Origin of the sequence: Variovorax sp. 278MFTsu5.1, from assembly GCF_048305045.1 — a bacterium.
Lineage (GTDB): Bacteria > Pseudomonadota > Gammaproteobacteria > Burkholderiales > Burkholderiaceae_C > Variovorax > Variovorax guangxiensis.
Window position 1 is genome coordinate 1,408,605 of sequence record NZ_CP157622.1, and the last position, 26,221, is coordinate 1,434,825.

Genomic DNA, 26,221 nt, shown 5'->3' on the forward strand with positions numbered 1-26,221 from the left:
GCAACAGCCCCCAGAGAGGAACACACAATGAAAAGACTCCTGCCACGCGCCCTCATGGCGCCCGCCGTGCTCACGCTCTTCCTCTGGATGATCGTGCCGCTGGTGATGACGTTGTACTTCTCGTTCGTGAACTACAACCTCATGCAGCCCGGCGAGCGCACCTTCGCGGGCATCGAGAACTTTCACTACTTCATCACCGACCCCGACTTCTGGCCGGCCACGTGGAACACGCTGCTGCTGATCGGCAGCGTGATCGTCATCACGGTGGTGCTGGGCGTGCTGCTCGCGCTGCTGGTGAACGAGCCCTTCCCGGGGCGCGGCATCGTGCGGGTGCTGCTGATCTCGCCCTTCTTCGTCATGCCCGCTGTCAACGCGCTGCTGTGGAAGCACATGATGATGAACCCCATCTACGGCATCCTGGCCGATGTGTGGCGCGCCTTCGGCGCCGAGCCTGTGGACTGGCTCACCGACGTGCCGCTGCTGTCGGTGATCATCATGGTGGCCTGGCAGTGGTTGCCCTTTGCCTGCCTGATCTTCATCACCTCGCTGCAGTCGCTCGACCGCGAGCAGATGGAGGCCGCGCGCATGGACGGCGCGAGCGCCATCCAGCGCTTCTTCTATCTCACCATTCCCCACCTCGCGCGTCCGATGGCGGTGGTGATCATGATCGAGATGATCTTCCTGCTCAGCGTGTTCGCCGAGATCGCCATCACCACCAACGGCGGCCCGGGCAACGAGAGCACGAACATGACCTACATGATCTTCAAGCAGTCGCTCATGAACTTCGACGTGGGCGTGGCCTCGGCGGGCGCGCTGTTCGCGGTGGTGCTGGCCAACATCGTGGCCGTGTTCCTCATCCGCATCATCGGCAAGAACCTCGATTGAGGGAGCGCACACCATGCAACAGACACAAGCTCCCAGCAACTTCCTGCCGCAACTGCTGCGCACCGTCGGCGCGTGGGCCGTCGCGCTGCTGCTGTTCTTCCCGCTCGGCTGGCTGTTCCTCACGGCCTTCAAGACGGAGCTGCAGGCGATCCATGTACCGCCGCTCTTCATCTTCGAGCCCACGCTCGACAACTTCGGCGAGGTGCAGCGCCGCAGCGACTACCTGCTGTATGCGCGCAACTCGCTCATCACCAGCCTCGGCTCGACCATCCTGGGCCTCCTGATCGCGGCGCCGGCCGCGTACTCGATGGCCTTCTTCCGCACGAAGAAGACGCGCGACATCCTGATGTGGATGCTCTCCACCAAGATGATGCCGGCCGTGGGCGCGCTGGTGCCGATCTACGTGATCGCGCAGACCGCGGGCCTCTTGGATTCGCTCACCGCGCTGACCATCGTGTTCACGCTGTCGAACCTGCCGATCATGGTGTGGATGCTCTACAGCGCCTTCAAGGACATTCCGCCCGAAATCCTGGAGGCCGCGCGCATGGACGGCGCCAACTTGTGGACCGAGTTCCGCCACGTGGTGATGCCGCTGTCGGTGGGCGGGCTCGCATCCACCGGCCTGCTGTGCCTGGTGCTGAGCTGGAACGAGGCCTTCTGGGCGCTCAACCTCAGCTCGGCCAAGGCCGGCACGCTGGCCACGCTCATCGCCTCCTACTCCAGCCCCGAGGGCCTGTTCTGGGCCAAGCTGTCGGCCGCCTCGCTGATGGCCATCGCGCCCATCGTGGTGTTCGGCTGGTTCAGCCAGAAACAACTCGTCCAGGGCCTGACCTTCGGCGCCGTGAAATGAACACCCCCAGTCTTCGCGCACTGCGTGTCGCTTCGCCAACCCCCTCGAGGGGGCGCTGCCTGCGGCCCGGCAAAGCCGGTTCCGCGGCAGCTCGCGGATTGCGCCGCGCGCTTTCGAACAACGTCGGCGCATCGCTCGCCTGCTGGCAAAACATCAAGGAGTCGTGAATGGCCTACCTCGAACTCAAGAACATCAAGAAGAGCTTTGGTGAAGTCAACATCATCAAGGGCGTCGACCTGCAGATCCAGAAGGGCGAGTTCATCGTCTTCGTCGGGCCCTCGGGCTGCGGCAAGTCGACGCTGCTGCGGCTGATCGCGGGGCTGGAGCCGATCACCAGCGGCAACCTGCTGCTGGACGGCAAGGACATCACCTGGGCACCCTCGGGCAAGCGCGACCTCGCGATGGTGTTCCAGAGCTACGCGCTCTATCCGCACATGAGCGTGTACGACAACATGTCCTTCGCGCTCAAGCTGGCGGGCGTCTCCAAGAGCGAGATCAAGACGAAGGTCGAGTACGCGGCGAAGACGCTGAATCTCACGCAGTACCTCGACCGCACGCCCAAGGACCTCTCGGGAGGCCAGCGCCAGCGCGTGGCCATCGGCCGCGCCATCGTGCGGGCGCCGAAGGTGTTTCTGTTCGACGAGCCGCTGTCGAACCTCGACGCCGCACTGCGCGGCAACACGCGCGTGGAGATCCACAAGCTGCACCGCGCGCTCGGCGCAACCACCATCTACGTCACGCACGACCAGGTCGAGGCCATGACGCTGGCCGACCGCGTGGTGGTGCTGAAGGACGGGCTGATCGAGCAGGTCGGCACGCCACTGGAGCTGTACGACCGCCCGGCCAACCAGTTCGTGGCGCAGTTCATCGGCATGCCGTCGATGAACATGGTGGCGGCCAACGCCATTCCTTCCTTTTCCGCCGCGACCGGCGGCAGGCTGCCCGCCGACGGCTTCCTGGGCGTGCGCCCCGAGGGGCTGCGCGTGCATCCGAAGCAGGGCGCGCCAGTGACCGACGTGCTCGGGCGCGTCGAGCTGGTCGAAGCGCTGGGTGCCGACACGCTCATCCACGTCGACGTGGGCGGCGTGCCGCTGATCGCGCGGCAGAACGACCGCACGCCGCTGCAGGCCGGCGACGACGTGGCCGTGGAGCTCGATCCGTCGGTGCTGCATCTCTTCAACCGCGAGGGCCGCTCGGTCGCCGCGTGACCTGACCCATCTACTCCTGTCCACCGTCTTTTCAACGGACCTTCTCGTGACCATTGCGCAAACTCCACCGGCTCTTTCCGAGTTCACGGTGCTCCATCTCGGCCTGGGCTCGTTCCACCGCGCCCACCAGGCCGTGTACCTGCAGCGGCTGATCGACGCGGGCGACACCCGCTGGACGCTCTCGGGCGCCAACATCCGGCCGGACATGGCCGAGGTCGTCGCGGCGCTCGAAGCCCAGGGCGGGCGCTACACGCTCGAAACCGTCTCGCCCGCGGGTGAGTACCGCTACGAAGAGATCTCCGCGATCCGCGAGGTGCTGCCCTGGGAGCGTTCGCTGGCGGGCGTGATCGCGCGCGGCGCGGCGCCTTCGACGCGCATCGTCTCGTTCACCGTGACCGAGGCCGGCTACTACCTCGACGACAAGGGCAAGCTCGATCTCTCCTTCAGCGACCTCGCGGCCGACGTGGAGCGCGCACGGCGCGGCGAGACGGGTGGCGACGGCGTGACCATCTACGGCGCCGTCTGCGCCATCCTGCGTGCGCGCAAGGCCGCGAACGCGGGCCCGCTGACGCTGCTGAACTGCGACAACCTGCGCCACAACGGCGACCGCTTCCGCGCCGGCCTGCTGGAGTTCATCGGCCTGGCGGGCGACGCCGACCTGCTGGTCTGGGTGAACGCGAACACCCGCTGCCCCAATGCCATGGTCGACCGCATCACGCCGCGCCCGCCGCCCGAGTTGCGCGCGCGCGTGAAGGCTGCCACCGGACGCGACGACGCAGCCGCCATCACCGGCGAGAGCTTCATCCAGTGGGTGATCGAGGACGACTTCGCGGTCGGGCGCCCCGACTGGGGCCGCGTGGGCGTGGAGCTGGTCGAGTCGGTGCAGCCGTACGAAGAGGCCAAGATCCGCATCCTCAACGCCACGCACAGCTGCATTGCCTGGGCGGGCACGCTGGTGGGGCACGGCTTCATCCACGAAGGCACGCACGACGCGGCCATCCGCGAGATGGCCTTCGACTACGTCACCGACGACGTCATTCCCTGCCTGACTCCCAGCCCCATCGACCTTGCGGCCTACCGCGACGTGGTGCTCGACCGCTTCGGCAACCCGGCCATCCGCGACACCAACCAGCGCGTGGCGGCGGACGGCTTCTCGAAGATCCCCGGCTTCATCGCGCCGACGGTGCGCGAGCGCCTCGCGGCCGGCCAGCCCATCGAGAGCGTGGCGATGCTGCCCGCGCTGTTCCTGGCCTTCCTGCAGCGCTGGCACAAGGGCGCGCTGCCCTACGCCTACCAGGACCAGGGCATGGACGAGGCCGTGGCGCACGCGATCTGCGACGCTGCCGACCCTGTGGTCGCGCTGTGTTCCGACGCGGGGCTGTGGGGCAACATCGCGGGCGATGCGCGGCTGATCGATGCCGTGCGCCGCGCGGGAGAACGCGTCGCGCGCTTCGTGCAGGCCGCGGGGCACAAGCCATGAGCGGCAGGCTGCAGGGCAGGCACGTGCTGCTGACCGGCGCGGGCGGCGGCATCGGCCTGGCCGTGGCCGCGGCCTGCATCGCCGAAGGTGCGCGCTGCACGGTGATCGACCGCGCGCCCGCCGCACCCGAGGCCGTGCGCGCGCTGCAGCAGGGCCACCCCGACAGCCTGGCCTACATCGCGGCCGACGTGACCGACACGCAGGCCATCGCGCACATGCTGGCCGAGGCGCAGGTGGCCTTCGGGCCGGTCCACACGCTGTTCAACAACGCGGCGGTATTCGACCTCGCGCCGCTGCTCGACAGCGACGAGGCTTCGTTCGACCGGCTGTTCGCGGTCAACGTGAAGGGCATGTTCTTCGTGATGCAGGCGGTGCTGCGCCATATGGTTGAGGCCGGCACGCAGGGCGCCTCGGTCATCAACATGGCCTCGCAGGCCGGGCGCCGCGGCGAGGCGCTGGTGTCGCACTACTGCGCGACCAAGGCGGCCGTCATCAGCTATACCCAGAGCGCCGCGCTGGCCATGGCGCCGCACGGCATCCGCGTCAACGGCATCGCTCCCGGTGTGGTCGACACGCCGATGTGGGACCATGTGGACAGCCTGTTCGCCAAGGCCGAAGGACTGCAGCCCGGGGAGAAGAAGCGGCAGGTCGGCCTGGCGGTGCCGCTCGGACGCATGGGCGTGCCGGACGACATCGCGGGGGCGGCGGTGTTCCTCGCCAGCGACGAGGCGCGCTACATCACGGCGCAGACCCTCAATGTCGACGGCGGCAACGTCATGAGCTGAAGACCCGATGAACCAAGACTTCCACCTGTACCTCGACAGCGCCGACATGGCCGAGCTGCAGGCCTGCCTGCCGCACCCGGTGGTGCACGGCGTGACCACCAACCCCACGCTGCTCAAGCGCGCCGGCATCGGCCGCGCCGACGTGCCCGGCCTGCTGCGCCGCTGCATCGAGCTGGGCGCCAGGCAGGTGCAGGCGCAGGTGTATTCGCAGGACGCCGACGGCATGCTGGAGGACGCGCGGGCGCTGCTCGCGCACTTCGCGCCGGGCCAGCTGGTGGTGAAGATCCCGGCCACACGCCAGGGCTTCGCGGCCGGCGCGCGGCTCATCGAACAGGGCGTGCCCGTCACCTGGACTGCGGTTTACGCGCCCGAGCAGGCCCACTTCGCGGCGCAGCTGGGCGCCGCCTATGCCGCGCCCTACCTCGGCCGCCTGGAAGACTCCGGCGCCGACGGGCTGGGGCTGATCGCGCAGATGCAGGCGCTGGTCGCGCAGCGGCCCGCGTCGGGCACGCGGCTGCTGGTGGCGAGCATCCGCTCGCGCGAGGCCTATCTTTCTCTGCTGCGGATCGGCGTGGGCGCCATCACCATTCCGCCGCGCCTGTTTTCCGAATTGCTCGATCATCCCGCCACGCTGGCCGCGGAAAGCGGCTTCCTCGCCGACGCGCGCGACCTGCCGGCCTGACCGCGCCAGAATCCAGACACCATGCGCATTGCACTCACGGGCGAAGCCCTCATCGATTTCACCGCCAGCGAGGCTGGCACCCTGGCGTTCCTCGGGCACGAGGGCGGTTCGCCGCTCAACACGGCCGTGGCCTGTGCGCGGCTGGGCCAGCCGACGGGCTTTCTCACGCAGCTCTCGACCGACCTGTTCGGCGAGCGGTTGATGGGCTTCCTGCAGCGCAACGGCGTGGACACCAGCTTCATCCTGCGCAGCGGCGCGCCTTCGACGCTGGCCTTCGTCGAGCGCACGCCACAGACCAACCGCTACGCCTTCTATACGCAAGGCAGCGCCGACGCCACCTGGGCGCCCGAGCCGCTGCCCCAGTTGCCGGCGGAGTGCCGCTTCCTGCACTTCGGCTCGATCTCGCTGCTGCAGGACCCGGCCGCCACGCGCATCGCCGACCTGGTCGCGGCGAACCGCGGGCAGCGCGTGATCGTGTTCGACCCGAACGTGCGGCCCAGCCTCATCACCGACATGGCCGCCTATCGCGAGCGCGTGAACGGCTGGTTCGGCATGGCCGACCTGGTCAAGCTCAGCGACGAGGACGCCGAGCTGCTCGCGCCCGGCCAGCCGGTGGATGCGCTGGCCGCCGAGTGCCTGAAGGCCGGCGCTCGCGTTGTGATCGTCACGCGCGGCGGCGACGGCGCGACGCTCTGGCGTACCGGCCACGCGCCGCTGAGCGTGGCGGCGCCGCGCGTGACCGTGGTCGACACCATCGGCGCGGGCGACACCTTCACGGCAGGGCTGTCGGTGGCGCTGCTCTCGCACGGCATCGAGCAGCCCGGGCAGCTCGACGCGCTGACCGACGACGACTGGAAGGGCGTGATGGGCTTCGCCGCTACCGCCGCCGCCCTCAACTGCACCCGCGAGGGTGCCGATCCACCGACGCTGGAGGCGGTTCACGCCGCGCTGGCGAAGGCACAAAATACCGCTGTTGCTGCTGCTTCCCGGCCCTGAGCCGGGCTGCCATCATGACGACGTCCACCCGCAAGCGCTCGATTCCCCGCCAGCGTCAGCCCGAACTGGAGCGCGACTTCGCGCGCTCCCCCTCGCTGGGCTACGAGGCTCCCGAAGAGACCGGCGTGGTGCGCTGTCTCGCGCACGGCTTTCCGAGCCCGCTGGTGCGGTGGCACTTCCATGAAGAGTACGAGCTGCACCTGATCACCGAGACATCGGGCAAGGCCTTCATCGGCGACTGGATCGGGCCCTTCCAGCCGGGGCATCTGGTGCTGTGCGGGCCGAGGCTGCCGCACAACTGGATCTCGCTGGACGTGCCCGAGGGCGGCGCGGCGGGGCGCGACAGGGTGATCCAGTTCCGCCACGAGCCCATCGAGCACGCGGCGGCGCAGATTCCCGAGCTGCGCGAGGTGATGCAGCTGCTGGAGCGGGCGCGCCACGGCATCGAGTTCTTCGGCATGTCGCAGCAGGCGCAGGCGCACTGGGACCGCATCAAGGCCGCGCGCGGCGTGCGCCGCCTGGGCCTGTTCCTCGACTTCATGGCCGACCTGGCGCAGTGCACCGATTACCGGCTGCTGTCGAGCGTGCAGATGCAGGGCGCGCAGGGGGCCGACGGCGACGCGCAGGTCGACCAGATCAACGGCATCGTCAACCGCATCACCAACAACATGGCCGAGCCGATCTCGATGTCGGACGTGGCGGCCGAACTGGGCATGAGCGAGAGCCGCTTCAGCCGCTTCTTCAGGCGCTCCACCGGCAACAGCTTCACCGATTTCGTCAACCGCGTGCGCATCAACAGCGCCTGCCACCTGCTGATGCAGACCGACCACTACGTGACCGACATCTGCTACCAGGTGGGCTTCAACAACGTGGCGAACTTCAACCGCCGCTTTCTCGAGATCAAGGGCATGACGCCGAGCGAGTTCCGCAAGCAGGCCGACACACGCTTCGGGGTATGAGCTTCTCCCCCAGGCTGCGCGCACTTCGTGTCACTTCGCCAACCCCCTCTCCGGGGGCAACACCGCAGGCCCGGCAAAGCCGGTTCCTCGGTGTTCCTTGAAGGGAAAGCGGGTTCTTCGTAAGTCCGCCGCGCGAAAGCACGGCAATCTGAACAAACAGGGGATCATCTTGTATCTGGGACTCGACCTCGGCACGTCCGAGCTCAAGGCGCTCTTGCTCGCCGACGATCACCGCATCGTGGGCGTGGCCCGTGCGCCGCTCACCGTCGAACGGCCGCAGCCGCTGTGGTCGGAGCAGGCGCCGCAGCAGTGGTGGCACGCGCTCGAAGAAGTGATGCGTGCGCTGGGCAAGTCGCATCCCGAAGAACTCGCGGCGGTCCGCGCCATCGGCCTGTCGGGCCAGATGCACGGCGCCACGCTGATCGACGAAGCAGGCGAAGTGCTGCGCCCCGCGATCCTGTGGAACGACGGCCGCAGCGGCGCCCAGTGCGAGGCGCTCGCGCGTGCCGTGCCCAGGCTCGGCGAGATCGCGGGCAACCTCGCGATGCCGGGATTCACCGCGCCCAAGCTGCTGTGGGTGCGCGAGCACGAGCCCGAGGTCTTCGGCCGCGTCGCGCGCGTGCTGCTGCCGAAGGACTGGCTGCGCTTCATGCTCAGCGGCGAGGCCGTCAGCGAGATGTCGGACGCCGCGGGCACGCTGTGGCTCGACGTGGGCGCGCGCGACTGGTCCGACGAGCTGCTCGCTGCCACGGGGCTGACGCGTGCCCACATGCCGAGGCTGGTCGAGGGCAGCGAGGTGTCGGCGCAGCTCAAGCCCGAACTGGCCGGGCGATGGGGCCTGCCCGATGGCGTCAAGATCGCCGGCGGCGCCGGCGACAACGCGGCGAGCGCGGTTGGCATGGGGCTGGTCGAGCCGGGGCAGGGCTTCGTGTCGCTAGGCACGTCGGGCGTGGTGTTCGTGTCGACCGACCGCTTCCTGCCGAACCCCGCGCAGGCGATGCACGCCTTCTGCCATGCGCTGCCGAAGCGCTGGCACCAGATGTCGGTGATGCTCTCGGCCGCCAGCGCGGTGAGCTGGGCCGCCAAGACTTTCAGGTTCGCCGACGAGGCGGCGCTGCTCGAAGCTGCCGCAAGCGTTGCGCCGGCGCAGCGCGAACGCTGCCCGCTGTTCCTTCCGTACCTGTCGGGCGAGCGCTCGCCGCACAACAACCCCAACGCGCAGGGCGTGCTCTTCGGGCTCACGCATGCGCACGGGCCGGCGGAGATCGCCTATGCGGTGGTCGAGGGCGTGAGCTTCGGACTGCGCGACGGCTTCGACACCCTGCGGCTGCCGGAAGACATGCCGATGCGCGAGATGGCGCTGGTCGGCGGCGGCGCCCGCAGCGTGTGGTGGGGGCAGTTGCTGGCCGACATCTTCGGCGTGACGCTAACGCTCTATGCAGGCAGCGAGACGGGCGGGGCGCTAGGAGCGGCGCGGCTGGCGTGGCTGGCCGATGGCGGCTCGGTGGCGGAGGTTTGCACGCTGCCGCCGGTGAAGCAGCAGTTGGTGCCCTCGATCGAGAGTGCCGATGTCCGCAGGACAAGGCACGCGCGCTTCCAGGCGCTGTACAAGTCACTGCGAGACCAGTTTCAGTAAACCGCACGATTGCCACGACCATGAAAAAAGCCCGTCGGAGACGGGCTTTTTTCATTTCGCGGGACACCGCGGATCCGGCTTAGCCGGTCCGCAGGTGTCGCCCCCGGTAGGGGGTAGGCGTAGCGGACACGAAGTGCCGCGCAGCCTGGGGGCGAGCAATTACATGCCCATGCCGCCCATGCCACCCATGCCGCCCATGTCGGGCATGCCGCCGGCCGCAGGAGCGTCGTCCTTCGGAGCGTCAGCCACCATAGCTTCGGTCGTCAGCAGCAGCGAGGACACCGAAGCGGCGTTCTGCAGTGCGGTGCGGGTGACCTTCGTCGGGTCCAGGATGCCCAGCTCGAGCATGTCGCCGTACGTGTCGTTGGCGGCATTGAAGCCGTAGTTGCCCTTGCCGGCCAGAACCGCGTTCACCACCACCGAGGCTTCGCCACCGGCGTTGTTCACGATTTCGCGCAGGGGAGCTTCGATGGCCTTCAGCACCAGCTTGATGCCGGCGTCCTGGTCGGCGTTGTCGCCCTTGACCTTGTCGCCCACGGCTTGCTTGGCACGCAGCAGAGCCACGCCGCCGCCGGCAACCACGCCTTCTTCCACTGCAGCGCGGGTGGCGTGCAGGGCGTCTTCGACGCGAGCCTTCTTTTCCTTCATTTCGACTTCGGTGGCAGCGCCGACCTTGATCACGGCAACACCGCCGGCCAGCTTGGCCACGCGCTCTTGCAGCTTCTCACGGTCGTAGTCGCTGGTGGCTTCCTCGATCTGCACGCGGATCTGCTTCACGCGGGCTTCGATGTCCGGAGCAGCGCCCGAGCCGTCGATGATGATCGTGTTTTCCTTGCCCACTTCGATGCGCTTGGCCTGGCCCAGGTCGGCCAGGGTCACCTTCTCGAGGGTCAGGCCCACTTCTTCGGCGATGACCTTGCCGCCCGTCAGGATGGCGATGTCTTCCAGCATGGCCTTGCGGCGGTCGCCGAAGCCAGGAGCCTTGACGGCCACGACCTTCAGGATGCCGCGGATGGTGTTCACCACCAGCGTAGCCAGGGCTTCGCCTTCGACTTCTTCAGCGATGATCAGCAGCGGACGGCCGGCCTTGGCAACTTGCTCCAGCGTGGGCAGCAGGTCGCGGATGTTGCTGATCTTCTTGTCGAACAGCAGGACGAACGGGTTGTCCAGGATCGCCGATTGCTTCTCGGGGTTGTTGATGAAGTAGGGCGACAGGTAGCCGCGGTCGAACTGCATGCCTTCGACGACGTCCAGTTCGCTGTCCAGCGACTTGCCGTCTTCCACGGTGATCACGCCTTCCTTGCCGACCTTGTCCATCGCGTCGGCGATGATCTTGCCGATGGTTTCGTCGCTGTTGGCCGAGATCGAGCCGACCTGGGCGATTTCCTTCGACGTGGTGGTGGGCTTGGAAGCCTTCTTCAGCTCTTCGACCAGGGCAGCCACTGCCTTGTCGATGCCGCGCTTCAGGTCCATCGGATTGATGCCGGCGGCCACGTACTTGAAGCCTTCGCGAACGATGGCTTGAGCCAGCACGGTCGCGGTGGTGGTGCCGTCACCGGCGTTGTCGCTGGTCTTGGAGGCCACTTCCTTCACGAGCTGGGCGCCCATGTTCTGGAGCTTGTCCTTCAGTTCGATTTCCTTGGCGACCGACACGCCGTCCTTCGTGACGGTGGGGGCGCCGAACGAGCGCTCGAGCACCACGTTGCGGCCCTTGGGGCCCAGGGTCACCTTGACTGCGTTGGCCAGGATGTTCACACCCTCGACCATGCGTGCGCGGGCTTCGCCGCCGAAGACTACGTCTTTTGCTGCCATGTCTAATTACTCCGAATGGGGATCTGTTGAATTACTTCTCGACGACCGCGAACAGGTCGTCTTCCTTCATGACGAGCAGCTCGTCGCCGCCGACCTTGACGGTCTGGCCGCTGTACTTGCCGAACAGGACGCGGTCGCCGACCTTCACGGTCAGAGCTGCCAGTTCGCCCTTGTCGTTGCGCTTGCCCGGGCCCACGGCCAGGACTTCACCCTGATCGGGCTTCTCGGCGGCTGCGTCGGGAATCACGATGCCCGATGCGGTCTTGGTTTCGCTGTCAACACGCTTGACGATCACGCGATCGGCCAAAGGACGAAGTTTCATTGCATCTCCTGGATGTATGGATAAGAAACGGGTTTGTGGTCGGGCGCCGGACCGGAGGCCGGCAGCCCATCAGCTGGAAGCGAGGGTTGTTAGCACTCGTCAGCAGCGAGTGCTAATCATAAGGGCAATCGATGACGTTTCAAGGCTGGGCGGCCGCTGGCGCCAGTTCCGCAGTCAGGAAATCCGAAATCGCACGGCCGTGCTCTTTCTGTCGCCGATGCGGCAGGAGGTGGCTTCCGGAGGCGCGGGAGGGGCAGGTTTCCAGATCTCTCGCGTGTTGGCCAGGCAGGGAACCGGGGCCATCAGTCGATGCACGGATCGATGATTCAGGCCCGACGCCGCTGCTCGCCAGGCCGGCAAGTCGCTCTTCGGGGCCAGGCAAGTGATGAGGCACGCGGGACGGCGCTCATGAGGCTGCTAATGGATTAGATCAATCAACGGCCCCGGCCCTATAAATCCCGGTTTTTCACCCGGCCTTGGGGCCGATGCCGAACTTGGCGGATCGAGCCGGTTTCCATGATTTTGCATTTGATTTTACGCAGGGCCGATGGCTCGCGCGGGCTGCGGGGAACGATGAGTTCGAGAAACGAGGCCCATCGGAGCCCGCCACCGAAAGACCCGCTCGCATGACCGCTTCCCATCGCTGCGATGCGATCGCGGTCGTCGACGACGACCCGCGCCTGCGGCAACTGGTCGGCGGCTATCTCTCCCAGGAGGGCTACGAGGTGTTCGAGGCCGAGAACGGCAGTGCGCTTTCGTCGATCCTGCAGCGCCGCGCCATCGACCTCATCGTGCTCGACGTGCTGCTGCCGGGCGAGGACGGCTTCTCGGTCTGCAGGCGCCTGCGCGCCACGGGCACGCGCACGCCGATCATCATGCTCAGCGCGAAGGCCGAGGACGCCGACAGGATCGCGGGCCTGACGATGGGCGCTGACGACTATGTCTGCAAGCCCTGCAATCCCCGGGAACTGCGTGCCCGCATTCAGGCGATCCTGCGGCGCAGCCCTCCGAAGGAGGAGCCGGGCGGACCTTCGATCGCGAACGAGGTCGTGCGTTTCGGGCCTTTCGAATTCAACATGGGCACGCGCACGCTTCGCAGGGACGGGCGCATTCTCGGCATCACCACCGTTCAGATCGCGATTCTCAAGGTGCTCGTGCGGCACACGGGCCAGCCGATGTCGCGGGAAAAGCTCGCGCAGGTGGCGCGCGGGCGCGAACTCGGCGCCTTCGACCGCAGCCTGGACGTGCAGGTCTCCCGGTTGCGCAAGCTGCTGGAGGACGGGGCGTTTTCCTATATCCAGACGGTATGGGGCGTGGGCTACATGTTCGAGCCCAGCGGCAAGGATGGCGGCATCCGGTATCCGTCAGGGCCCGGCCACGCGGCCTCCTGGTAGCTCCGGGCTGCCTCGGCGCCGCTCAGAGCCTGGACAGCGGCACCTGAAGATCGGCAAGCTGCTCCGGCGTGACCTCGGTGCCGCGCTCGATGAGCCTTCGCGCAAACCGCAGATCGCGCGCCGCGTTCGGCCCCAGCGCGGCGGCGACCTTGCCGCCATCCAGAAAGAACACGACGAAGCTGTCGCTCTCCATGTCGCCGCGCACCACGGCGCGATGCCCCGGCGCCGGCATGCCGAATATCTGGAGGTTGATGCCGTACTGGTCGGACCAGAACCACGGAAGCGGCTGGTGATCGACCGCGATGCCCAGTGCGGAGCGCGCGGCCGCGATGCCCTGCTCCTGCGCGTTCTGCCACGACTCCAGCCGCATCCGCCGGCCGGCGCGCTCGCAGTGCCAGACGGCGACGTCGCCGGCGGCGAGGATGTCCGGGTCGGAGCTGCGGCATTGCGAGTCGACCACGATGCCGCCTTCGCACTGCAGGCCGGCCTCGCGCGCGAGCTCGTCGTTCGCGATCAGGCCGATGCCGGCCAGCACCACGTCGCATGCCAGCGTGCGTCCGTCGACGAGCGTGGCGATCAGGCCGTTGCCGTCCGCGCCTTGCGCCAGGCGCTCGATGCCCATGCCCAGTTCGACATGAACGCCGTGCGAGGCGTGGAGCCGAAGCAGGTAGCCGGAGATCTCCGGCGCAACGGTGCGCTCGCAGAGGCGCTGCATCGCTTCCACGACCGTGACCTCCAGCCCCTTCCTGCGGGCGGTCGAGGCCACTTCGAGCCCGATCCATCCGCCGCCGATGACCAGCAGCCGCCTGCCCGGCATGAGCGCGGCTCCCAGCGCCGCGGCATCGTCGAGGTTGCGCAGCGTGAAGACGCCGGGCAGCTCCGATCCGGGAATGCCCAGCCGCCGGGCACGGCCGCCGGGGCAGAGAATCAGTTTGTCGTAGCCGACGACGTCGCCGCCGCTCAGGTGCAGTCGCTTCGCCGCGCTGTCGATGCGCGTCGCGCTCACTCCCGGGCGCCAGTCCACGTTGAGCGCGTCGAAGGCTTCGGGCTTCTGCAGGCTGGTCGTCTCTGGAAGGGCTTCACCGGCGAGAACCGATTTCGACAGGGGAGGGCGCTCGTAGGGGCGATGCGCCTCGTCGCCGATCAGCACGATCCTGCCGCCGAAGCCTTCGCTGCGCAGTGTCTGCGCGGCCCATCCGCCGGCCTGGCCGGCGCCGACGATCGCGATCGTCTTTTCTTCAGCGCTCATGGTTCGTACCGTTGCAGATCAGCCCAGCGAAAGAAACACCCGCCCGCCCTCGATCTTCACGGGATAGGAGCGGATCGCTTCGGTCACAGGCGCGCAGGTGGGCTTGCCGTTGCGCACGTCGAACTTGCCCTGGTGCAGCGGGCACTCGATCTCGTGCCCTTCGAGAAAGCCTTCGCACAGGCGGGCATGCCCGTGCGTGCAGATGTTGTCGGTGGCGTAGACATTGCCTTCGACGCTGTAGAGCGCGACTTCATTGCCACCCACGAGGACGGCGATCACGTCGTCCGCCGGTACGTCGTCGACCGCGGCGGCGTCGGTCCATTGCAGCTCACTCATGGCGGTCCTCAGATCGGATAGATGACGGAGTTCGGGATCATTTCGCTGTCGTAGATGACCTGGCGCGAGGCGAATTTCAGGCCCTCCTCGGTGCGCACCACCACGTCGATGTAGCGGCCCACGCTGAAGACGCTCGAAAGCTCCGAGAGCTTGGTGCGGAAGACGGCGTAGTTGGCCTCCGACTCGATGCGCCCGGGTTCGGCCTTCAGCACCACCGGCGCGCCCACCACGTGGCGCTGGTAGTACGGGTCGTGGAAGAGGGTCTCGCGAATGCCGTACACACGGTCCTTCAGCATGCCCTTGCTCTCGAAGGAAAGCGTGGCGAGAGGAAAGCCGCGCTCGTGGTTCTCGCGCGGCTGCAGCCGGTAGACACAGTCTTCCGTGAAGAACTCTGGCCACAGTTCCCACTGGCTGGAGCTCACGGCCTGGGCGTAGCGGGCGTAGAGCTGCGAAAGCTCGAAGTATTCCTGGAAGTCCATCGCTCAAGCCTCCATCACCTTGCGCCAGTACTCGTACATGCCCCGGATCAGCGTCTCCGTGACCATGTGGTCCGTGTCGCCGACCTCGCGGCCGCCGAGCTCGGCGAGCGTGCGGTGAAAAGGCTTCTGCTCGAAGCCTTTCTGCGAGAGCTCGATCACCTCGCCGTCGTCGGCCGACACGAAGCCCGCGGGGCCGAAGAGGTTGGCCTGGCGCAGGCGGCGCTGCGTCATCTCTTCCGTGTCGTCCTCGAAGCCGAAGTGCGTCCACACGAAGTCGAAGGCACCGGGGCCGCTGGGCTGGATGTGCCGCGTCGAGACGCTGTTGACCTGCTGTTGCAGGATCACGCTCGGGAAGAGCGTCATCATCACCGCCGTCGGCCCGCCCCACCAGGGCTCGGGCACGATGTCGAGGAAGCGCGGGTCGTTGAGCTGCATGCTTTCCTTGAAGCTCGACACCTGGGTCACCTGGTCTGCCTTGCCGCTCGCGCCGCGCGTGGAGATCATGGCGGCGTGGCGGTGGTGCCGGTCCATCTTCAGCTCCGACTTGTTGTCCGCGCGCCAGAGCCCGAAGGTCACGAACCAGGTGTGCAGCAGGCCCGGGTGGTACGGGTCCTTGATGTTCTCCTGCATGAGCTTCCAGTTGCCCGGAATGCGCTGGCGGTTGTAGCCGAGGATGGTGAGCTTGCGGCCGTTGAAGAGCCGGTCGAAGTAGCCGAGGATCTCCGGGCCCATGAAGTCCTCGAGCGATTCGACCTCGGGGTCGAAGGCCGCGAAGACCACGCCGCCGCGCCGCGCCACATTGAGCTTGTTGAGGCCGTGCTCGGCCGGCTTGAAGTCGGCCGGCATGCCGCCGTTGACCTTGCCGTCCTGCTTCACGCCGCGGCGGAAGGGCACGCCCTGCAGGTCGCCGGTGAGCGTGTAGTTCCACTGGTGGTAGGGGCAGGTGAAGCCGCCTTCCTTGCGGTTGCCGTGCCGCTCGCGGCAGAACTGCATGCCGCGATGGGCGCACACGTTCTCGACCACGCTGATGGAGTCTTCCGCATCGCGCACCATGATCACCGAGCGCTCGCCCACCACCGTGCGCTTGAAGTCGCCGACAGCGGGAATCTCGGCCTCCAGGCCGACGTAGCTCCAGTGGTTGCGATAGAAGAAGCGCTCCAGCTCCTGGCGGTGCAGGTCGGCCTCGGTGTAGGCCATGAAGGGGATGCGGCTGGTGCCCTGGCTCTCCCAGTGGATCTTCTGGGGGAAGACCGCCGATGCGGTGTCGTCCATTCTTGTGTCTCCTTGGCCGTCCGGTGGAGGGCGGCGTTCGTCTCTCGTGGGTGCGTCGATGATCCGCATTCGGGCGTCATCGCTCAATAGAATGTGATCAATAGTTCATATTGATTTCAAGAATGTGAGAGGCCGGCGATGGAGCTGAAGGACATCGATCTCAACCTCCTGGTCGTCTTCCAGCAGCTGCTCGTCGACCGCCGGGTTTCCAAGGTGGCCAGCAGCCTCGGTCTCTCACAGCCGGGCGTGAGCAACGCGCTGGCGCGGCTGCGCAAGCTCACCGACGATCCGCTCTTCCTGCGCACGCCCAACGGCATGGAGCCCACGCCCTATGCGCAGCAGCTCGCGGAGCCGACGGCGCGCGCGCTGCAGGTCATCCACGCGGCGATGAACCAGAAGGCCTCGTTCGATCCGGCCACGTCGAAGCGCGCCTTCACCGTCGGCATGACGGACATCGGCGAGATCTACTTCCTGCCCAGGCTGATGAAGGAGATCGCGCGCGTCGCGCCCAACGTGTCGCTGAGCACCGTGCGCAACACGGCGGTGAACCTGCAGGACGAGATGGAGGCCGGCCACGTCAGCCTCGCGATCGGCCTGCTGCCGCAGCTGAAGGCGGGCTACTTCCAGCGCAGGCTCTTCAGGCAGAACTATGTGTGCATGTTCAGGCGCGGCCATCCGCTGGACGGCAGGAAGAAGGTGGCGCTCGACGACTTCTCCGCCGCCGATCACGTCGTGGTGGTTTCGGACGGCACGGGCCACGGCAAGGCAGACGAATTCCTCGACCGCAAGAAGATCACGCGCAAGGTGGTGCTGACCGTGCCGCACTACGTGGCCGTGGGGCACATCCTGCACGACTCCGACCTCGTCGCAACCGTGCCCGAGAGACTCGCGCAGGCACTGGCGGGGCCCTTCGACCTGTCCTACGTGCGGCATCCGGCGAAGCTGCCGGAGATCGCGATCAACCTGTTCTGGCACGGCCGCTTCCACAAGGACCCAGCCATCGCGTGGCTGCGCTCGCTGATCATCGGGCTCTATGGCGAGGGCGGGTCGGGCTGAGGAGCGGGCTTCGCCGCTGCTACAGCTGGTCGGTGGGTACGAACCACGAGAAAAGCAGCAGCTGCAGCCGGGTCAGCATGCTCGAGTCGGGTTCGCTGTCCAGCACCTCGTTGTCGACGTCGCCGGTACCGACCCACTGCACGCTCTGGCCGTCGGGCTTGAGGGTGACGCGGTACACGCCCTCGATGTCGTCGAGCTGGTAGGCGAAGAGCAGGGCCTGGGTCAGGTCGAAGCTGCGCACGCGCACGCCGAACTCGGTGTTCAGGCGGGCGGAGCGCGGGTCGAGGTTCATGGAGCCGAGCAGCACCCATTGCCGGTCGACCAGCGCCAGCTTGGCATGCAGCCGCCCGCGCGCCTTCTTGAGCAGGGTGCGGAACTGGTCGCTGCGCTTCAACTGCTGCGTGCTCACCTCGTACAGGTTCACGCCGAGCTTGAGCATGTCGACGCGGTAGCGGTTGTAGTTGATGTTGACCAGCGGCTCGTCGCTGTCGGCCAGCGAGTTGGTGATGACGGTGATGTTCACGCCATGCTCGCGGCCCATGCGGATGCGCTCCATGCCCTCGTCGCCCGGAATGAAGTAGGGCGAGATCACGACCACGCTCGAACGGGCCGTGGCCAGCATCTCGTGGAAGCGCTGCGCGAGCGGCTCGACCGGGTGGGCCATCACGCCCAGCGCCTTGTTGGGGCTGTCCGCGGAGGCGTGGGCCTCGGCGCGCATCCATTTCGCCTCGTCGATGTCGGCAAGCTGCGCGCCCAGCGGCGGATCGCCGAGCAGGTCGGAAAACGGCAGCGGGTCGGGCGGCGGCGCGTGGGCGGGGGAAGTCGCTTCCTCGAAATCGGCCTTCAGCGCCTGCGGCGTGCGGCTGGTACCGGCCACCCGCTGCAGCGGGTAGACCACGTCGCTGTTCCAGTAGGTGTCGAAGATGGCGGCGGATTCGGGCACCACGGGGCCGGCCAGGAGCAACTCGAAATCGATGAAGTTGGCGCTCTCGCTGCGCAGGAAGTACTCGTCCGCGAGGTTGCGGCCACCCGCGATGGCCATGGCACCGTCGGCCACGAACAGCTTGTTGTGCATGCGGTGGTTGAGCCGGCGGAAGTCGGAGAAGAACTCCAGCCAGCGCCCGGAGGAATGGTCGCGCGCATTCACGAAGGGGTTGAAGAGCCGCACCTCGACGTTGGGCTCGGCTGCGAGGCCGAGCAGCAGGCGGTCCATGCCTGCCGTGTAGAAGTCGTCGAGCAGCAGCCGCACGCGCACGCCGCGGCGGGCGGCGTTGCGCATCTCGCGAAGCAGCAGGCGGCCGGTCTTGTCGTTGCCGAGCTGGTAGGTCTGGATGTCGAGCGACGACTTCGCACGTCGCATCAGCTCGAGCCGCGCGTCGAGCGCGAAGGAGGCCTCGATCAGCGGCCGCATGCTGCTAAGGCCGTCGGGCGGGGTGTTGAGGCTGATGGCCGCGCGGCCCAGTTCGGTGACCGGCGAGGCGGGGATGGCCAGCGTGGGCGGCTCGGGCGTGCGCGGCGGCAGGCCGGCGCAGCCGGTGAGCGCGGCGACCGCCACGAGCGCCATCAGCCGCAGAGCCGGACCGCGCGATGCGGGAAACAGAAGGGCGATGAGCTTGAGCATGAAGGCTGCCAACGCACGGTGAGCGTGCGGGCGGCATCGTAGCCGTTTCGCCTTCGCGCAGAAGACGCAATTTCGCAACGCAACGCCCTTCATCCAAGGCGGTGATTCGGGAAGGCGGAAATTTGTCACGCATAAAATGCGAATCGTTCTTATTAATTTGTAGAGGAGCGGAGCGGGAATGAAGAGGTTGGTGGCGCGGCGCAGGGTCGCATCAGTGCTGGCGGGATGCCTGGCGGTCTACACACAGCATCAGGTGCTGGCCCAGACGACGAATGCAGCCTCGCTGCCGGAAGTGCGGGTCGATGCCGGGGCCGAGACGGCGACCACGCCCGTTATCGGCTACCGAGCGAAGAACGCCGTCACTGCCACCAAGACCGACACGCCGCTTGCCGAGACGCCGCAGTCCGTCACGGTGGTCACGCGCGACCAGATGGTCGACCAGGGCGCGACCAACCTGCAGGACGCGCTCACCTACGCCGCGGGCGTGCGTTCCGACGCCTACGGCATCGATTCCCGTTCTGACAGTTTCTCCGTGCGCGGCAGCGACCCGACCATCTACCTCGACGGCCTGCAGACCTACTCCTCCGGCTGGTACACCGCCACCGCGCGGCCCGACCCCTACACCCTGGAGCGCCTCGAAGTGCTGCGCGGGCCCTCCGGGATGCTCTTCGGAGCGGGCACCGCGGGCGGCGTGGTCAACATGGTCAGCAAGCGGCCCCAGCAGGAGGCCTACCGCGAGGTCGGCGTGCAGTTCGGCTCCTTCGGCCGCAAGCAGATCCAGGCCGACCTGACCGGCCCCCTGACGGCGGACGGCGACTGGTCGTACCGGCTGGTGGCGCTGCACCGCAAGTCCGACACGCAGGTCGACCATGTTCCCGACGACCGCTCCCTCATCATGCCGTCGCTCACCTGGCGGCCGAACGCCGCCACGTCGCTGACGCTGCAGGCCCTGTGGCAGAAGGACAAGACCGGCAGCACCTCGCAGTTCTTCCCGTGGCAGGGCACGATCCTGCCGAACGTCAACGGCCCGCTGCCGTCGAGCCGCTTCATCGGCGAGCCGGGCGACGGCTACGACACCGAGCGCAAGACCTTCGGCTGGCTGTTCGAGCACAAGTTCGGCGACCGGTGGACCTTCCGGCAGAACTTCCGCGCGTCGCGCACCTTCAACGACTCGCACTACCACTACGCCGATTCGTTCTCCGAGCCCGGCGGCTGGTCGCTCGACCCGGTCGGCCAGCGCCTGCTCGGCCGCTACAACGACAAGTCGCTGGCCTGGACCAGCATGGCCGGCATCGACAACCACGTCGAAGGCCATTTCGACACCGGCGCGGTGCGCCACACGCTGCTCGTGGGGGCCGAGTACTCCCGCCAGCGCCAGGACAAGACCGAAGGCTCGGTCTACAGCACCATCGACGCCTATGCACCGGTCTACGGCCTCGGCTACGTGCCGGTCACCGAGTTGACGCGCAAGCCCCGCACCACGCAGCGCAATGCCGGCATCTACGTGCAGGACCAGATGAAGTGGAACAACTGGATCTTCGTTGCCGGGCTGCGCCATGACCGCAGCACCGCCGGCACGGCGGGCAGTGCTTCTGAAACGACGAGCGCCACTTCGCGCCGCCTGGGCGTGATGTACGCGCTGCCCTCCGGCTTGTCGCCTTACCTGAGCTACACCGAATCCTTCACCCCGCAGGCAGGCACCGACGCCGACGGCAAGCTGTTGAAGCCGTTGCGCGGCGAACAGGTGGAAGCCGGCGTCAAGTACCAGCCCCAGGGCTCGCCCACGAGCTTCACTGCCTCGGTGTACTCGCTAAAGGAAAAGAACCGTACCGTCTTCGACAGCACCAATCCGAACTATGGCCGGCAGGTCGACGCGACGAAGAACAAGGGCGTGGAGTTCGAGCTCAAGACCACCCTGGCGCGCGACTTCGATCTCATCGCCAACTACACCTACATCGACGTCGACCACAAGCTCACCGACACGCCGCGCAACCAGGTGTCGGTGTGGGGCAAGTACCGCTTCTCGATCGCGGGCGTGCCGGGCTTCTCGGCCGGCGCCGGCGTGCGCTACATGAGCGGCTTCCGCGATGTGGAAGGCGCGGGTGCGGGGCCCTACGTGCCTTCGGTCGCACTGCTCGACCTGATGCTCGCCTACGAGTCGGCCAAGTGGCGCTACGCCCTGAACATCAACAACGCCACCGACAAGACCTACTTCAGCACCTGCCTCGCGCGCGGCGACTGCTGGTACGGCGCGCGCCGCAACATCGTCGCCAGCGCGACCTACCGTTTCTAGAACCCCTTCCTCGATAGAACAGCCACGACATGAACAGCAGAAAGATCAAGACCTGGGCCTGGGTGCACAAGTGGAGCAGCCTCGTGTGCACCGTCTTCATGCTGCTGCTGTGCATCACCGGGCTGCCGCTGATCTTCCACCACGAGATCGGCCACCTGCTGGGCACCGAGGTCGAGGCGCCGAAGATGCCGGCGGACACGCCGCGCGTCAGCCTCGACCGCGTGCTCGAGGTCGCGAAGGCCAGGCACCCCGACCGCGTGGTGCAGTTCGCCTCGCAGCCCGAGGACGATGACGGCCTGTGGTTCGTCACGCTCACGCCCACGCCGGCGCCCACGGACGACTTCAAGTCGGTCGCGGTCGACGCGCGCACGGGCGAGGTGCTCGCGCAGCCCAAGTTCGACGAGGGCTTCATGTACGTGATGTTCAAGCTGCACGTCGACCTCTTCGCGGGTCTGCCGGGCAAGCTGTTCCTCGGGTTCATGGGCCTGCTGCTGCTGGTGGCCGTGGTCTCGGGCGTGGTGCTGTATTCGCCCTTCATGCGCAAGCTCGACTTCGGCACGGTGCGGCGCGAGAAGCGTCCGCGCCTGAAATGGCTCGACCTGCACAACCTGCTGGGCATCGTCACGCTGGTGTGGGTGTTCGTGGTGGGCGCCACCGGCATGATCAACACCTGGGCCGACTTGGTCATCAAGTACTGGCAGTACGACCAGCTCAGCGCGCTGCTGACGCCCTACAAGAACGAGCCCGTCGTGGCGGTGAACGACCGCGCCTCGGTGCAGCGCTCGATGGAAGCCGCGATCCAGGCGACGCCCGGCATGAAGCTGTCGTTCATCGCGTTCCCCGGCACGTCGTTCTCGAGCCCGCACCACACGACCTTCTTCCTGCGCGGCAACGAACCATTCACGTCGAAGCTCTTCCAGCCGGTACTGGTCGACGCCAAGACGGCGGAGGTGACCGCATCGCCCAAGCTGCCCTGGTACCTGTGGGCGCTGCTGGTGTCGCAGCCGCTGCACTTCGGCGACTACGGCGGCATGCCGATGCAGATCATCTGGGCACTGCTCGACATCGCGACCATCATCGTACTGGGCAGCGGCCTGTACCTGTGGCTCAAGCGCGGCAACACCGCGCCGGCGGCCTCGAGGAAGGTGCTGGAACATGAAGAGAGCAAGCCCGAGCACGTCGGCGTCTCGCAACCCGAGCCGGCACCGGCGATGAAGGCGCAGGCATGAAGCCGCAGCACCATCATCACGGCTTCTGGCAGATGTGGGGCTGGCCCATCGTGCTGGGCGTGCTCACCACCTTCGGCCTGATCTCGGCGCTCTTCAGCGACGGCGGCCTGGGCGACGTCCTGGCCTGGATCGCGCTGGGCATCCCGTGCGTGGTGTGCGTCTGGTACGGCTGGTGCAGGAAGCGGGCCGAGAAGGCCAGCGAGTCCTAGTTTTCCCTGAGAGTCGCGCCACCGCGACACGCGCGGCCGGCGCGCCAAAGCAGAATCGGCGCGATGAAGAACCTCGCGCCCGTTGCCTTCACCGCCGCCGGCCTCCTCCTTCTGCTCGCCGCGCCGCCGGCCGCGCGGGCGCAGCAGGATCAGCCCGCCGCCGGCCCGGGCCCCGGCAGCAACGCCCCGAGCCTGCGCGAGATCACCGTATCCGTTCCCCGAGGCGAGGTCGCACCCTTCAACGTGCCCGGCTCGGTCGACCGCGTCGATGGCGACGAGATGCGCGACAGCCGCCTGCAGGTCAACCTGTCCGAAGGCCTCGGCGCGGTGCCGGGCCTGCAGGTGCAGAACCGGCTGAACTACGCGCAGGACCTGCAGCTTTCCATCCGCGGCTTCGGTGCGCGCTCGACCTTCGGCGTGCGCGGCGTGCGCCTCTACGTCGACGGCATCCCCGCGACCCTGCCCGACGGGCAGGGCCAGACATCGAACATCGACATCGGCTCGCTGGACCGCGTCGAAGTGCTGCGCGGACCGTTCTCCGCCCTCTATGGCAACTCCTCAGGCGGCGTGGTGCAGGCCTTCACCGCCTCGGGCGAGGGGCCGCCGCGCCTGTCGTATTCGCTCGCGGGCGGCAGCTTCGGCACCTGGCGGCAGTCGTTGAAGCTCAGCGGATCGCAGGGCGCGGTGGATTACCTGCTCGACGCGAGCCGCTTCCACACCGATGGCTGGCGCGAGCACAGCGCCGCGAAGCGCGACATCGCCAACGGCAAGCTCGGCATCGCGCTGGACAACGGCGACAGGCTCACGCTGGTGTTCAACAGCGTGCGCATAGCCGCGCAGGACCCGCTGGGCCTCACCGCCGACCAGTACGCCCTGGCGCCGCGCAACGCGCCGCTGGCCACGCAGTACGACACGCGCAAGACGGTCGAGCAGACGCAGGCCGGCCTGCTCTACGAGCACCGCATCGACGCCACGCAGGGGCTGCGGCTCATGGTCTACGGCGGCCAGCGCAAGACCGTGCAGTTCCAGTCGATCCCGCCGTCTGCGCAGCAGAACCCGCTGCACGCGGGCGGCGTGATCGATCTTTCGCGCCAGTACGGCGGTGTCGACCTGCGCTGGAACGCCGCGCTCACCCTGGCCGGCCGGCCCTTCGACATCGTGGCCGGCCTGGGCTACGACAGCCTGCGCGAAAAGCGCCGGGGCTACGAGAACTACCTCGGGCCGGTGTCGGCTCCCGTGCTCGGCGTGCGGGGACGGCTGCGGCGCAACGAGCTCAACGAGGCATGGAACCTCGACCCGTACGCGCAGGCCACATGGCGGCTCACCGACCGCTGGACGCTCGAGGCTGGCGTGCGCCGCAGCAGCGTGCACTTCGACTCGCAGGACCGCTACATCGTCGGCACCAACCGCGACGACAGCGGCAGCGCGCGCTACAGCAAGACCCTGCCGGTAGCCTCGCTGCGCTACCAGGCGACGCAGGACCTGGCGCTGTACGGCTCCATCGGGCGCGGCTTCGAGACGCCGACGCTGAACGAGCTTTCCTACCGCGCCAACGGCGCGAGCGGCCTCAATTTCGCACTGCGCCCGTCGGTCAACGACAGCATCGAGATCGGCGCCAAGGCGCGGCTCGCCGGCGGCCTGCTCACGGCAGCGCTGTTCCAGACCCGCACGCGCGACGAGATCGTGACCGACACCAACGTCGGCGGCCGCGCCACCTTCCAGAACGCGGGCCGCACGAAGCGCAACGGCCTCGAACTGGGCTGGCAGCACGAGACAGCGAACCACTGGCGCACGCAACTGGCCTACACGTGGCTGGACGCGACCTATCGCGACGCTTTCTGCTCGCCGTCTCCGTGCGGCACCGCGAACACCGTGGCTGCGGGCAACCGCATTCCTGGCATCGCGCGGCAGTCGCTGTTCGCGTCGCTGGGCTGGGTGCCGCCCGAGGGCTGGCGCGCCGGCATCGAGATGCGCGCGCTCGGGCGCATCCAGGCCAACGACGCCAACACGGCGAGCGCGCCGGGCTACGCCGTGGCGGCGGTGTATGCGGGCTACCTGAAGAAGTGGGAGCGCTGGGAGTTCAACGCCTTCGCGCGCGTCGACAACCTGTTCGACCGGCGCTACGTGGGCTCGGTGATCGTCAACGAAGGCAACGGCCGCTACTACGAGCCGGCGCCGGGCCGCAACTGGACGGTGGGGCTGAGCGGCGCCTACCGCTTCTGACGCCCCACCATCTTTTTCTCTTGCTTACTTGAGGCCGGCTGCCGCGCGCAGTGCGGCGGCCTGGGTGGTCGCTTCCCAGGTGAACTCGGGCTCCTCGCGGCCGAAGTGGCCGTAGGCGGCGGTCTTCTGGTAGATCGGGCGCAGCAGGTCGAGCATCTGGATGATGCCCTTCGGACGCAGGTCGAAATGCTCGCGCACCAGTTCGGCGATCTTCTCGTCGGGGATGACGCCCGTGCCTTCGGTGTAGACCGTGATGTTCATCGGCTGTGCCACGCCGATGGCGTAGGCCACCTGGATCTGGCACTGGCGCGCCAGGCCGGCGGCCACGATGTTCTTGGCGACGTAGCGCGCGGCGTAGGCGGCCGAGCGGTCGACCTTCGACGGGTCCTTGCCCGAGAACGCGCCGCCGCCGTGCGGGCAGGCGCCGCCGTAGGTGTCGACGATGATCTTGCGGCCGGTGAGGCCGCAGTCGCCCTGCGGGCCGCCGATGACGAAGCGGCCGGTCGGGTTGATCAGGTAGCGCGTGTCCTTCAGCCACTCCTTGGGCAGCACCGGCTTGATGATCTCCTCGATGATGGCTTCGTTGAACGATGCCTTCATCTTGGTGGGCGTCTCGCTCTGGTCGGGGCTGTGCTGGGTGGAGAGCACCACGGTGTCGATGCTGTGGGGCTTGCCATCGACATAACGCATCGTCACCTGGCTCTTGGCGTCGGGACGCAGGAAAGGCAGGCGGCCGTCCTTGCGCAGCTGGGCCTGGCGCTCGACGAGGCGGTGCGCGTAGTAGATGGGCGCGGGCATCAGCTCGGGCGTTTCGTCGCAGGCGTAGCCGAACATCAGGCCCTGGTCGCCGGCGCCGGTGTTCAGGTGGTCGTCGCTCGCGTGGTCCACGCCCTGGGCGATGTCGTTGGACTGCTTGTCGTAGCAGACCATCACGGCGCAGCCCTTGTAGTCGATGCCGTAGTCGGTGTTGTCGTAGCCGATACGCTTGATGGTGTCGCGCGCGACCTGGATGTAGTCGACGTGCGCGTTGGTGGTGATCTCGCCGGCCAGCACGACCAGGCCGGTGTTCGTCAGCGTCTCGGCGGCCACGCGGCTGCGGGGGTCCTGCTCGAAGATCGCGTCCAGGATGGCGTCCGAGATCTGGTCGGCGACCTTGTCGGGGTGGCCTTCGGAGACGGATTCGGACGTGAAGAGGAAGTCGTTCGCCATTTGTTCAAAACTCCTTGATTTGACTTGGCGCGTTGC

At 67.5% G+C, this 26,221-nt stretch carries 23 protein-coding genes; 15 read left to right on the top strand and 8 right to left on the bottom strand.

What is annotated here, in order from left to right; genetic code table 11:
• The first annotated feature begins 27 nt into the window (after window positions 1–27).
• The 9 genes from ABL844_RS06125 to xylB all read left to right on the top strand — a co-directional run bounded on the left by ABL844_RS06125 (window position 28) and on the right by xylB (window position 9,481).
• On the top strand, window positions 28–885 hold the full coding sequence (locus tag ABL844_RS06125; protein WP_184635025.1) for a carbohydrate ABC transporter permease: 858 nt from the start codon (window positions 28–30) through the stop codon (window positions 883–885).
• Between the two features lie 13 nt (window positions 886–898).
• A complete protein-coding gene (locus ABL844_RS06130) occupies window positions 899–1,735 on the top strand; it encodes a carbohydrate ABC transporter permease (RefSeq protein ID WP_418130772.1) in 837 nt (278 codons plus the stop codon).
• 167 nt (window positions 1,736–1,902) lie between these two features.
• On the top strand, window positions 1,903–2,943 hold the full coding sequence (locus ABL844_RS06135; RefSeq protein ID WP_418119305.1) for an ABC transporter ATP-binding protein: 1,041 nt from the start codon (window positions 1,903–1,905) through the stop codon (window positions 2,941–2,943).
• A gap of 88 nt (window positions 2,944–3,031) precedes the next feature.
• Window positions 3,032–4,423 (top strand): D-arabinitol 4-dehydrogenase, encoded by a 1,392-nt coding sequence (gene dalD, locus ABL844_RS06140; protein WP_418131882.1) that lies wholly within the window; start codon window positions 3,032–3,034, stop codon window positions 4,421–4,423.
• Window positions 4,420–5,208, top strand: coding sequence for an L-iditol 2-dehydrogenase (locus tag ABL844_RS06145; protein WP_126022948.1), 789 nt, complete (start codon window positions 4,420–4,422; stop codon window positions 5,206–5,208). The genes dalD and ABL844_RS06145 overlap by 4 nt, the downstream gene beginning before the upstream one ends.
• Window positions 5,209–5,215: 7 nt before the next feature.
• The gene (locus ABL844_RS06150) at window positions 5,216–5,890 is read left to right on the top strand and encodes a transaldolase family protein (protein WP_418130773.1); all 675 of its coding nucleotides are present in this window, start codon (window positions 5,216–5,218) and stop codon (window positions 5,888–5,890) included.
• A gap of 21 nt (window positions 5,891–5,911) precedes the next feature.
• Window positions 5,912–6,886 (top strand): carbohydrate kinase family protein, encoded by a 975-nt coding sequence (locus ABL844_RS06155; protein WP_418130774.1) that lies wholly within the window; start codon window positions 5,912–5,914, stop codon window positions 6,884–6,886.
• A 14-nt stretch (window positions 6,887–6,900) separates the two neighbouring features.
• Window positions 6,901–7,845, top strand: a complete 945-nt coding sequence (locus ABL844_RS06160) for an AraC family transcriptional regulator (protein WP_418130775.1) — start codon at window positions 6,901–6,903, stop codon at window positions 7,843–7,845.
• A 169-nt stretch (window positions 7,846–8,014) separates the two neighbouring features.
• Window positions 8,015–9,481, top strand: coding sequence for a xylulokinase (gene xylB / locus ABL844_RS06165; protein WP_418130776.1), 1,467 nt, complete (start codon window positions 8,015–8,017; stop codon window positions 9,479–9,481).
• A gap of 159 nt (window positions 9,482–9,640) precedes the next feature.
• Here xylB and groL read toward each other — a convergent pair whose 3' ends face one another.
• Both groL and ABL844_RS06175 read right to left on the bottom strand, forming a co-directional pair.
• Window positions 9,641–11,293 (bottom strand): chaperonin GroEL, encoded by a 1,653-nt coding sequence (groL, locus tag ABL844_RS06170; RefSeq protein ID WP_019654459.1) that lies wholly within the window; start codon window positions 11,291–11,293, stop codon window positions 9,641–9,643.
• 31 nt (window positions 11,294–11,324) lie between these two features.
• Window positions 11,325–11,615, bottom strand: a complete 291-nt coding sequence (locus tag ABL844_RS06175; RefSeq protein WP_007835162.1) for a co-chaperone GroES — start codon at window positions 11,613–11,615, stop codon at window positions 11,325–11,327.
• Between the two features lie 626 nt (window positions 11,616–12,241).
• Between ABL844_RS06175 and ABL844_RS06180 the strand changes: the two genes are divergently transcribed.
• Complete coding sequence (locus tag ABL844_RS06180) at window positions 12,242–13,009, top strand: response regulator (RefSeq protein WP_126022958.1); 768 nt, start codon at window positions 12,242–12,244, stop codon at window positions 13,007–13,009.
• A 22-nt stretch (window positions 13,010–13,031) separates the two neighbouring features.
• On the opposite strand, the gene ABL844_RS06185 is transcribed toward ABL844_RS06180, so the two are convergent.
• From ABL844_RS06185 to ABL844_RS06200, 4 genes are read right to left on the bottom strand one after another with little or no spacing between them, the layout of a single operon-like run.
• The gene (locus tag ABL844_RS06185) at window positions 13,032–14,258 is read right to left on the bottom strand and encodes an NAD(P)/FAD-dependent oxidoreductase (RefSeq protein WP_418130777.1); all 1,227 of its coding nucleotides are present in this window, start codon (window positions 14,256–14,258) and stop codon (window positions 13,032–13,034) included.
• Between the two features lie 18 nt (window positions 14,259–14,276).
• Window positions 14,277–14,594, bottom strand: a complete 318-nt coding sequence (locus ABL844_RS06190; protein ID WP_126022960.1) for a non-heme iron oxygenase ferredoxin subunit — start codon at window positions 14,592–14,594, stop codon at window positions 14,277–14,279.
• Window positions 14,595–14,602: 8 nt separating this feature from the next.
• Complete coding sequence (locus ABL844_RS06195) at window positions 14,603–15,073, bottom strand: aromatic-ring-hydroxylating dioxygenase subunit beta (RefSeq protein WP_126022961.1); 471 nt, start codon at window positions 15,071–15,073, stop codon at window positions 14,603–14,605.
• Between the two features lie 3 nt (window positions 15,074–15,076).
• Window positions 15,077–16,345 carry an aromatic ring-hydroxylating dioxygenase subunit alpha gene (locus ABL844_RS06200; RefSeq protein ID WP_418130778.1) on the bottom strand — a complete coding sequence of 423 codons (1,269 nt, stop codon included), beginning with the start codon at window positions 16,343–16,345 and terminating at the stop codon, window positions 15,077–15,079.
• 138 nt (window positions 16,346–16,483) lie between these two features.
• Here ABL844_RS06200 and ABL844_RS06205 point away from each other — a divergent pair, with 138 nt between their 5' ends.
• A complete protein-coding gene (locus ABL844_RS06205; RefSeq protein ID WP_418124683.1) occupies window positions 16,484–17,401 on the top strand; it encodes a LysR family transcriptional regulator in 918 nt (305 codons plus the stop codon).
• Between the two features lie 19 nt (window positions 17,402–17,420).
• On the opposite strand, the gene ABL844_RS06210 is transcribed toward ABL844_RS06205, so the two are convergent.
• Window positions 17,421–19,022, bottom strand: a complete 1,602-nt coding sequence (locus ABL844_RS06210; protein ID WP_418124685.1) for a phospholipase D family protein — start codon at window positions 19,020–19,022, stop codon at window positions 17,421–17,423.
• 178 nt (window positions 19,023–19,200) lie between these two features.
• On the opposite strand from ABL844_RS06210, the gene ABL844_RS06215 reads away from it, so the two are divergent.
• From ABL844_RS06215 to ABL844_RS06230, 4 genes are all read left to right on the top strand, one after another.
• Window positions 19,201–21,315, top strand: a complete 2,115-nt coding sequence (locus ABL844_RS06215) for a TonB-dependent siderophore receptor (protein WP_418124686.1) — start codon at window positions 19,201–19,203, stop codon at window positions 21,313–21,315.
• A 29-nt stretch (window positions 21,316–21,344) separates the two neighbouring features.
• The gene (locus tag ABL844_RS06220; protein ID WP_418124687.1) at window positions 21,345–22,544 is read left to right on the top strand and encodes a PepSY-associated TM helix domain-containing protein; all 1,200 of its coding nucleotides are present in this window, start codon (window positions 21,345–21,347) and stop codon (window positions 22,542–22,544) included.
• On the top strand, window positions 22,541–22,753 hold the full coding sequence (locus tag ABL844_RS06225; RefSeq protein ID WP_184635052.1) for a hypothetical protein: 213 nt from the start codon (window positions 22,541–22,543) through the stop codon (window positions 22,751–22,753). Before ABL844_RS06220 ends, ABL844_RS06225 begins: the two co-directional genes overlap by 4 nt.
• Window positions 22,754–22,816: 63 nt before the next feature.
• On the top strand, window positions 22,817–24,976 hold the full coding sequence (locus ABL844_RS06230) for a TonB-dependent receptor domain-containing protein (RefSeq protein WP_418124688.1): 2,160 nt from the start codon (window positions 22,817–22,819) through the stop codon (window positions 24,974–24,976).
• Window positions 24,977–25,000: 24 nt separating this feature from the next.
• Here the strand turns inward: ABL844_RS06230 and metK are convergent, their stop codons facing one another.
• The gene (gene metK, locus ABL844_RS06235; RefSeq protein WP_126022969.1) at window positions 25,001–26,185 is read right to left on the bottom strand and encodes a methionine adenosyltransferase; all 1,185 of its coding nucleotides are present in this window, start codon (window positions 26,183–26,185) and stop codon (window positions 25,001–25,003) included.
• Window positions 26,186–26,221 lie beyond the last annotated feature (36 nt).

Bases quoted from the DNA above. Each gene is read 5' to 3' on its own strand.
- ABL844_RS06125 (WP_184635025.1), top strand. From the start codon at position 28: ATGAAAAGACTCCTGCCACGCGCCCTCATGGCGCCCGCCGTGCTCACG.
- ABL844_RS06130 (WP_418130772.1), top strand. From the start codon at position 899: ATGCAACAGACACAAGCTCCCAGCAACTTCCTGCCGCAACTGCTGCGC.
- ABL844_RS06135 (WP_418119305.1), top strand. From the start codon at position 1,903: ATGGCCTACCTCGAACTCAAGAACATCAAGAAGAGCTTTGGTGAAGTC.
- ABL844_RS06145 (WP_126022948.1), top strand. From the start codon at position 4,420: ATGAGCGGCAGGCTGCAGGGCAGGCACGTGCTGCTGACCGGCGCGGGC.
- ABL844_RS06150 (WP_418130773.1), top strand. From the start codon at position 5,216: ATGAACCAAGACTTCCACCTGTACCTCGACAGCGCCGACATGGCCGAG.
- ABL844_RS06155 (WP_418130774.1), top strand. From the start codon at position 5,912: ATGCGCATTGCACTCACGGGCGAAGCCCTCATCGATTTCACCGCCAGC.
- ABL844_RS06160 (WP_418130775.1), top strand. From the start codon at position 6,901: ATGACGACGTCCACCCGCAAGCGCTCGATTCCCCGCCAGCGTCAGCCC.
- groL (WP_019654459.1), bottom strand. From the start codon at position 11,293: ATGGCAGCAAAAGACGTAGTCTTCGGCGGCGAAGCCCGCGCACGCATG.
- ABL844_RS06175 (WP_007835162.1), bottom strand. From the start codon at position 11,615: ATGAAACTTCGTCCTTTGGCCGATCGCGTGATCGTCAAGCGTGTTGAC.
- ABL844_RS06180 (WP_126022958.1), top strand. From the start codon at position 12,242: ATGACCGCTTCCCATCGCTGCGATGCGATCGCGGTCGTCGACGACGAC.
- ABL844_RS06185 (WP_418130777.1), bottom strand. From the start codon at position 14,258: ATGAGCGCTGAAGAAAAGACGATCGCGATCGTCGGCGCCGGCCAGGCC.
- ABL844_RS06190 (WP_126022960.1), bottom strand. From the start codon at position 14,594: ATGAGTGAGCTGCAATGGACCGACGCCGCCGCGGTCGACGACGTACCG.
- ABL844_RS06195 (WP_126022961.1), bottom strand. From the start codon at position 15,073: ATGGACTTCCAGGAATACTTCGAGCTTTCGCAGCTCTACGCCCGCTAC.
- ABL844_RS06200 (WP_418130778.1), bottom strand. From the start codon at position 16,345: ATGGACGACACCGCATCGGCGGTCTTCCCCCAGAAGATCCACTGGGAG.
- ABL844_RS06205 (WP_418124683.1), top strand. From the start codon at position 16,484: ATGGAGCTGAAGGACATCGATCTCAACCTCCTGGTCGTCTTCCAGCAG.
- ABL844_RS06210 (WP_418124685.1), bottom strand. From the start codon at position 19,022: ATGCTCAAGCTCATCGCCCTTCTGTTTCCCGCATCGCGCGGTCCGGCT.
- ABL844_RS06215 (WP_418124686.1), top strand. From the start codon at position 19,201: ATGAAGAGGTTGGTGGCGCGGCGCAGGGTCGCATCAGTGCTGGCGGGA.
- ABL844_RS06220 (WP_418124687.1), top strand. From the start codon at position 21,345: ATGAACAGCAGAAAGATCAAGACCTGGGCCTGGGTGCACAAGTGGAGC.
- ABL844_RS06225 (WP_184635052.1), top strand. From the start codon at position 22,541: ATGAAGCCGCAGCACCATCATCACGGCTTCTGGCAGATGTGGGGCTGG.
- ABL844_RS06230 (WP_418124688.1), top strand. From the start codon at position 22,817: ATGAAGAACCTCGCGCCCGTTGCCTTCACCGCCGCCGGCCTCCTCCTT.
- metK (WP_126022969.1), bottom strand. From the start codon at position 26,185: ATGGCGAACGACTTCCTCTTCACGTCCGAATCCGTCTCCGAAGGCCAC.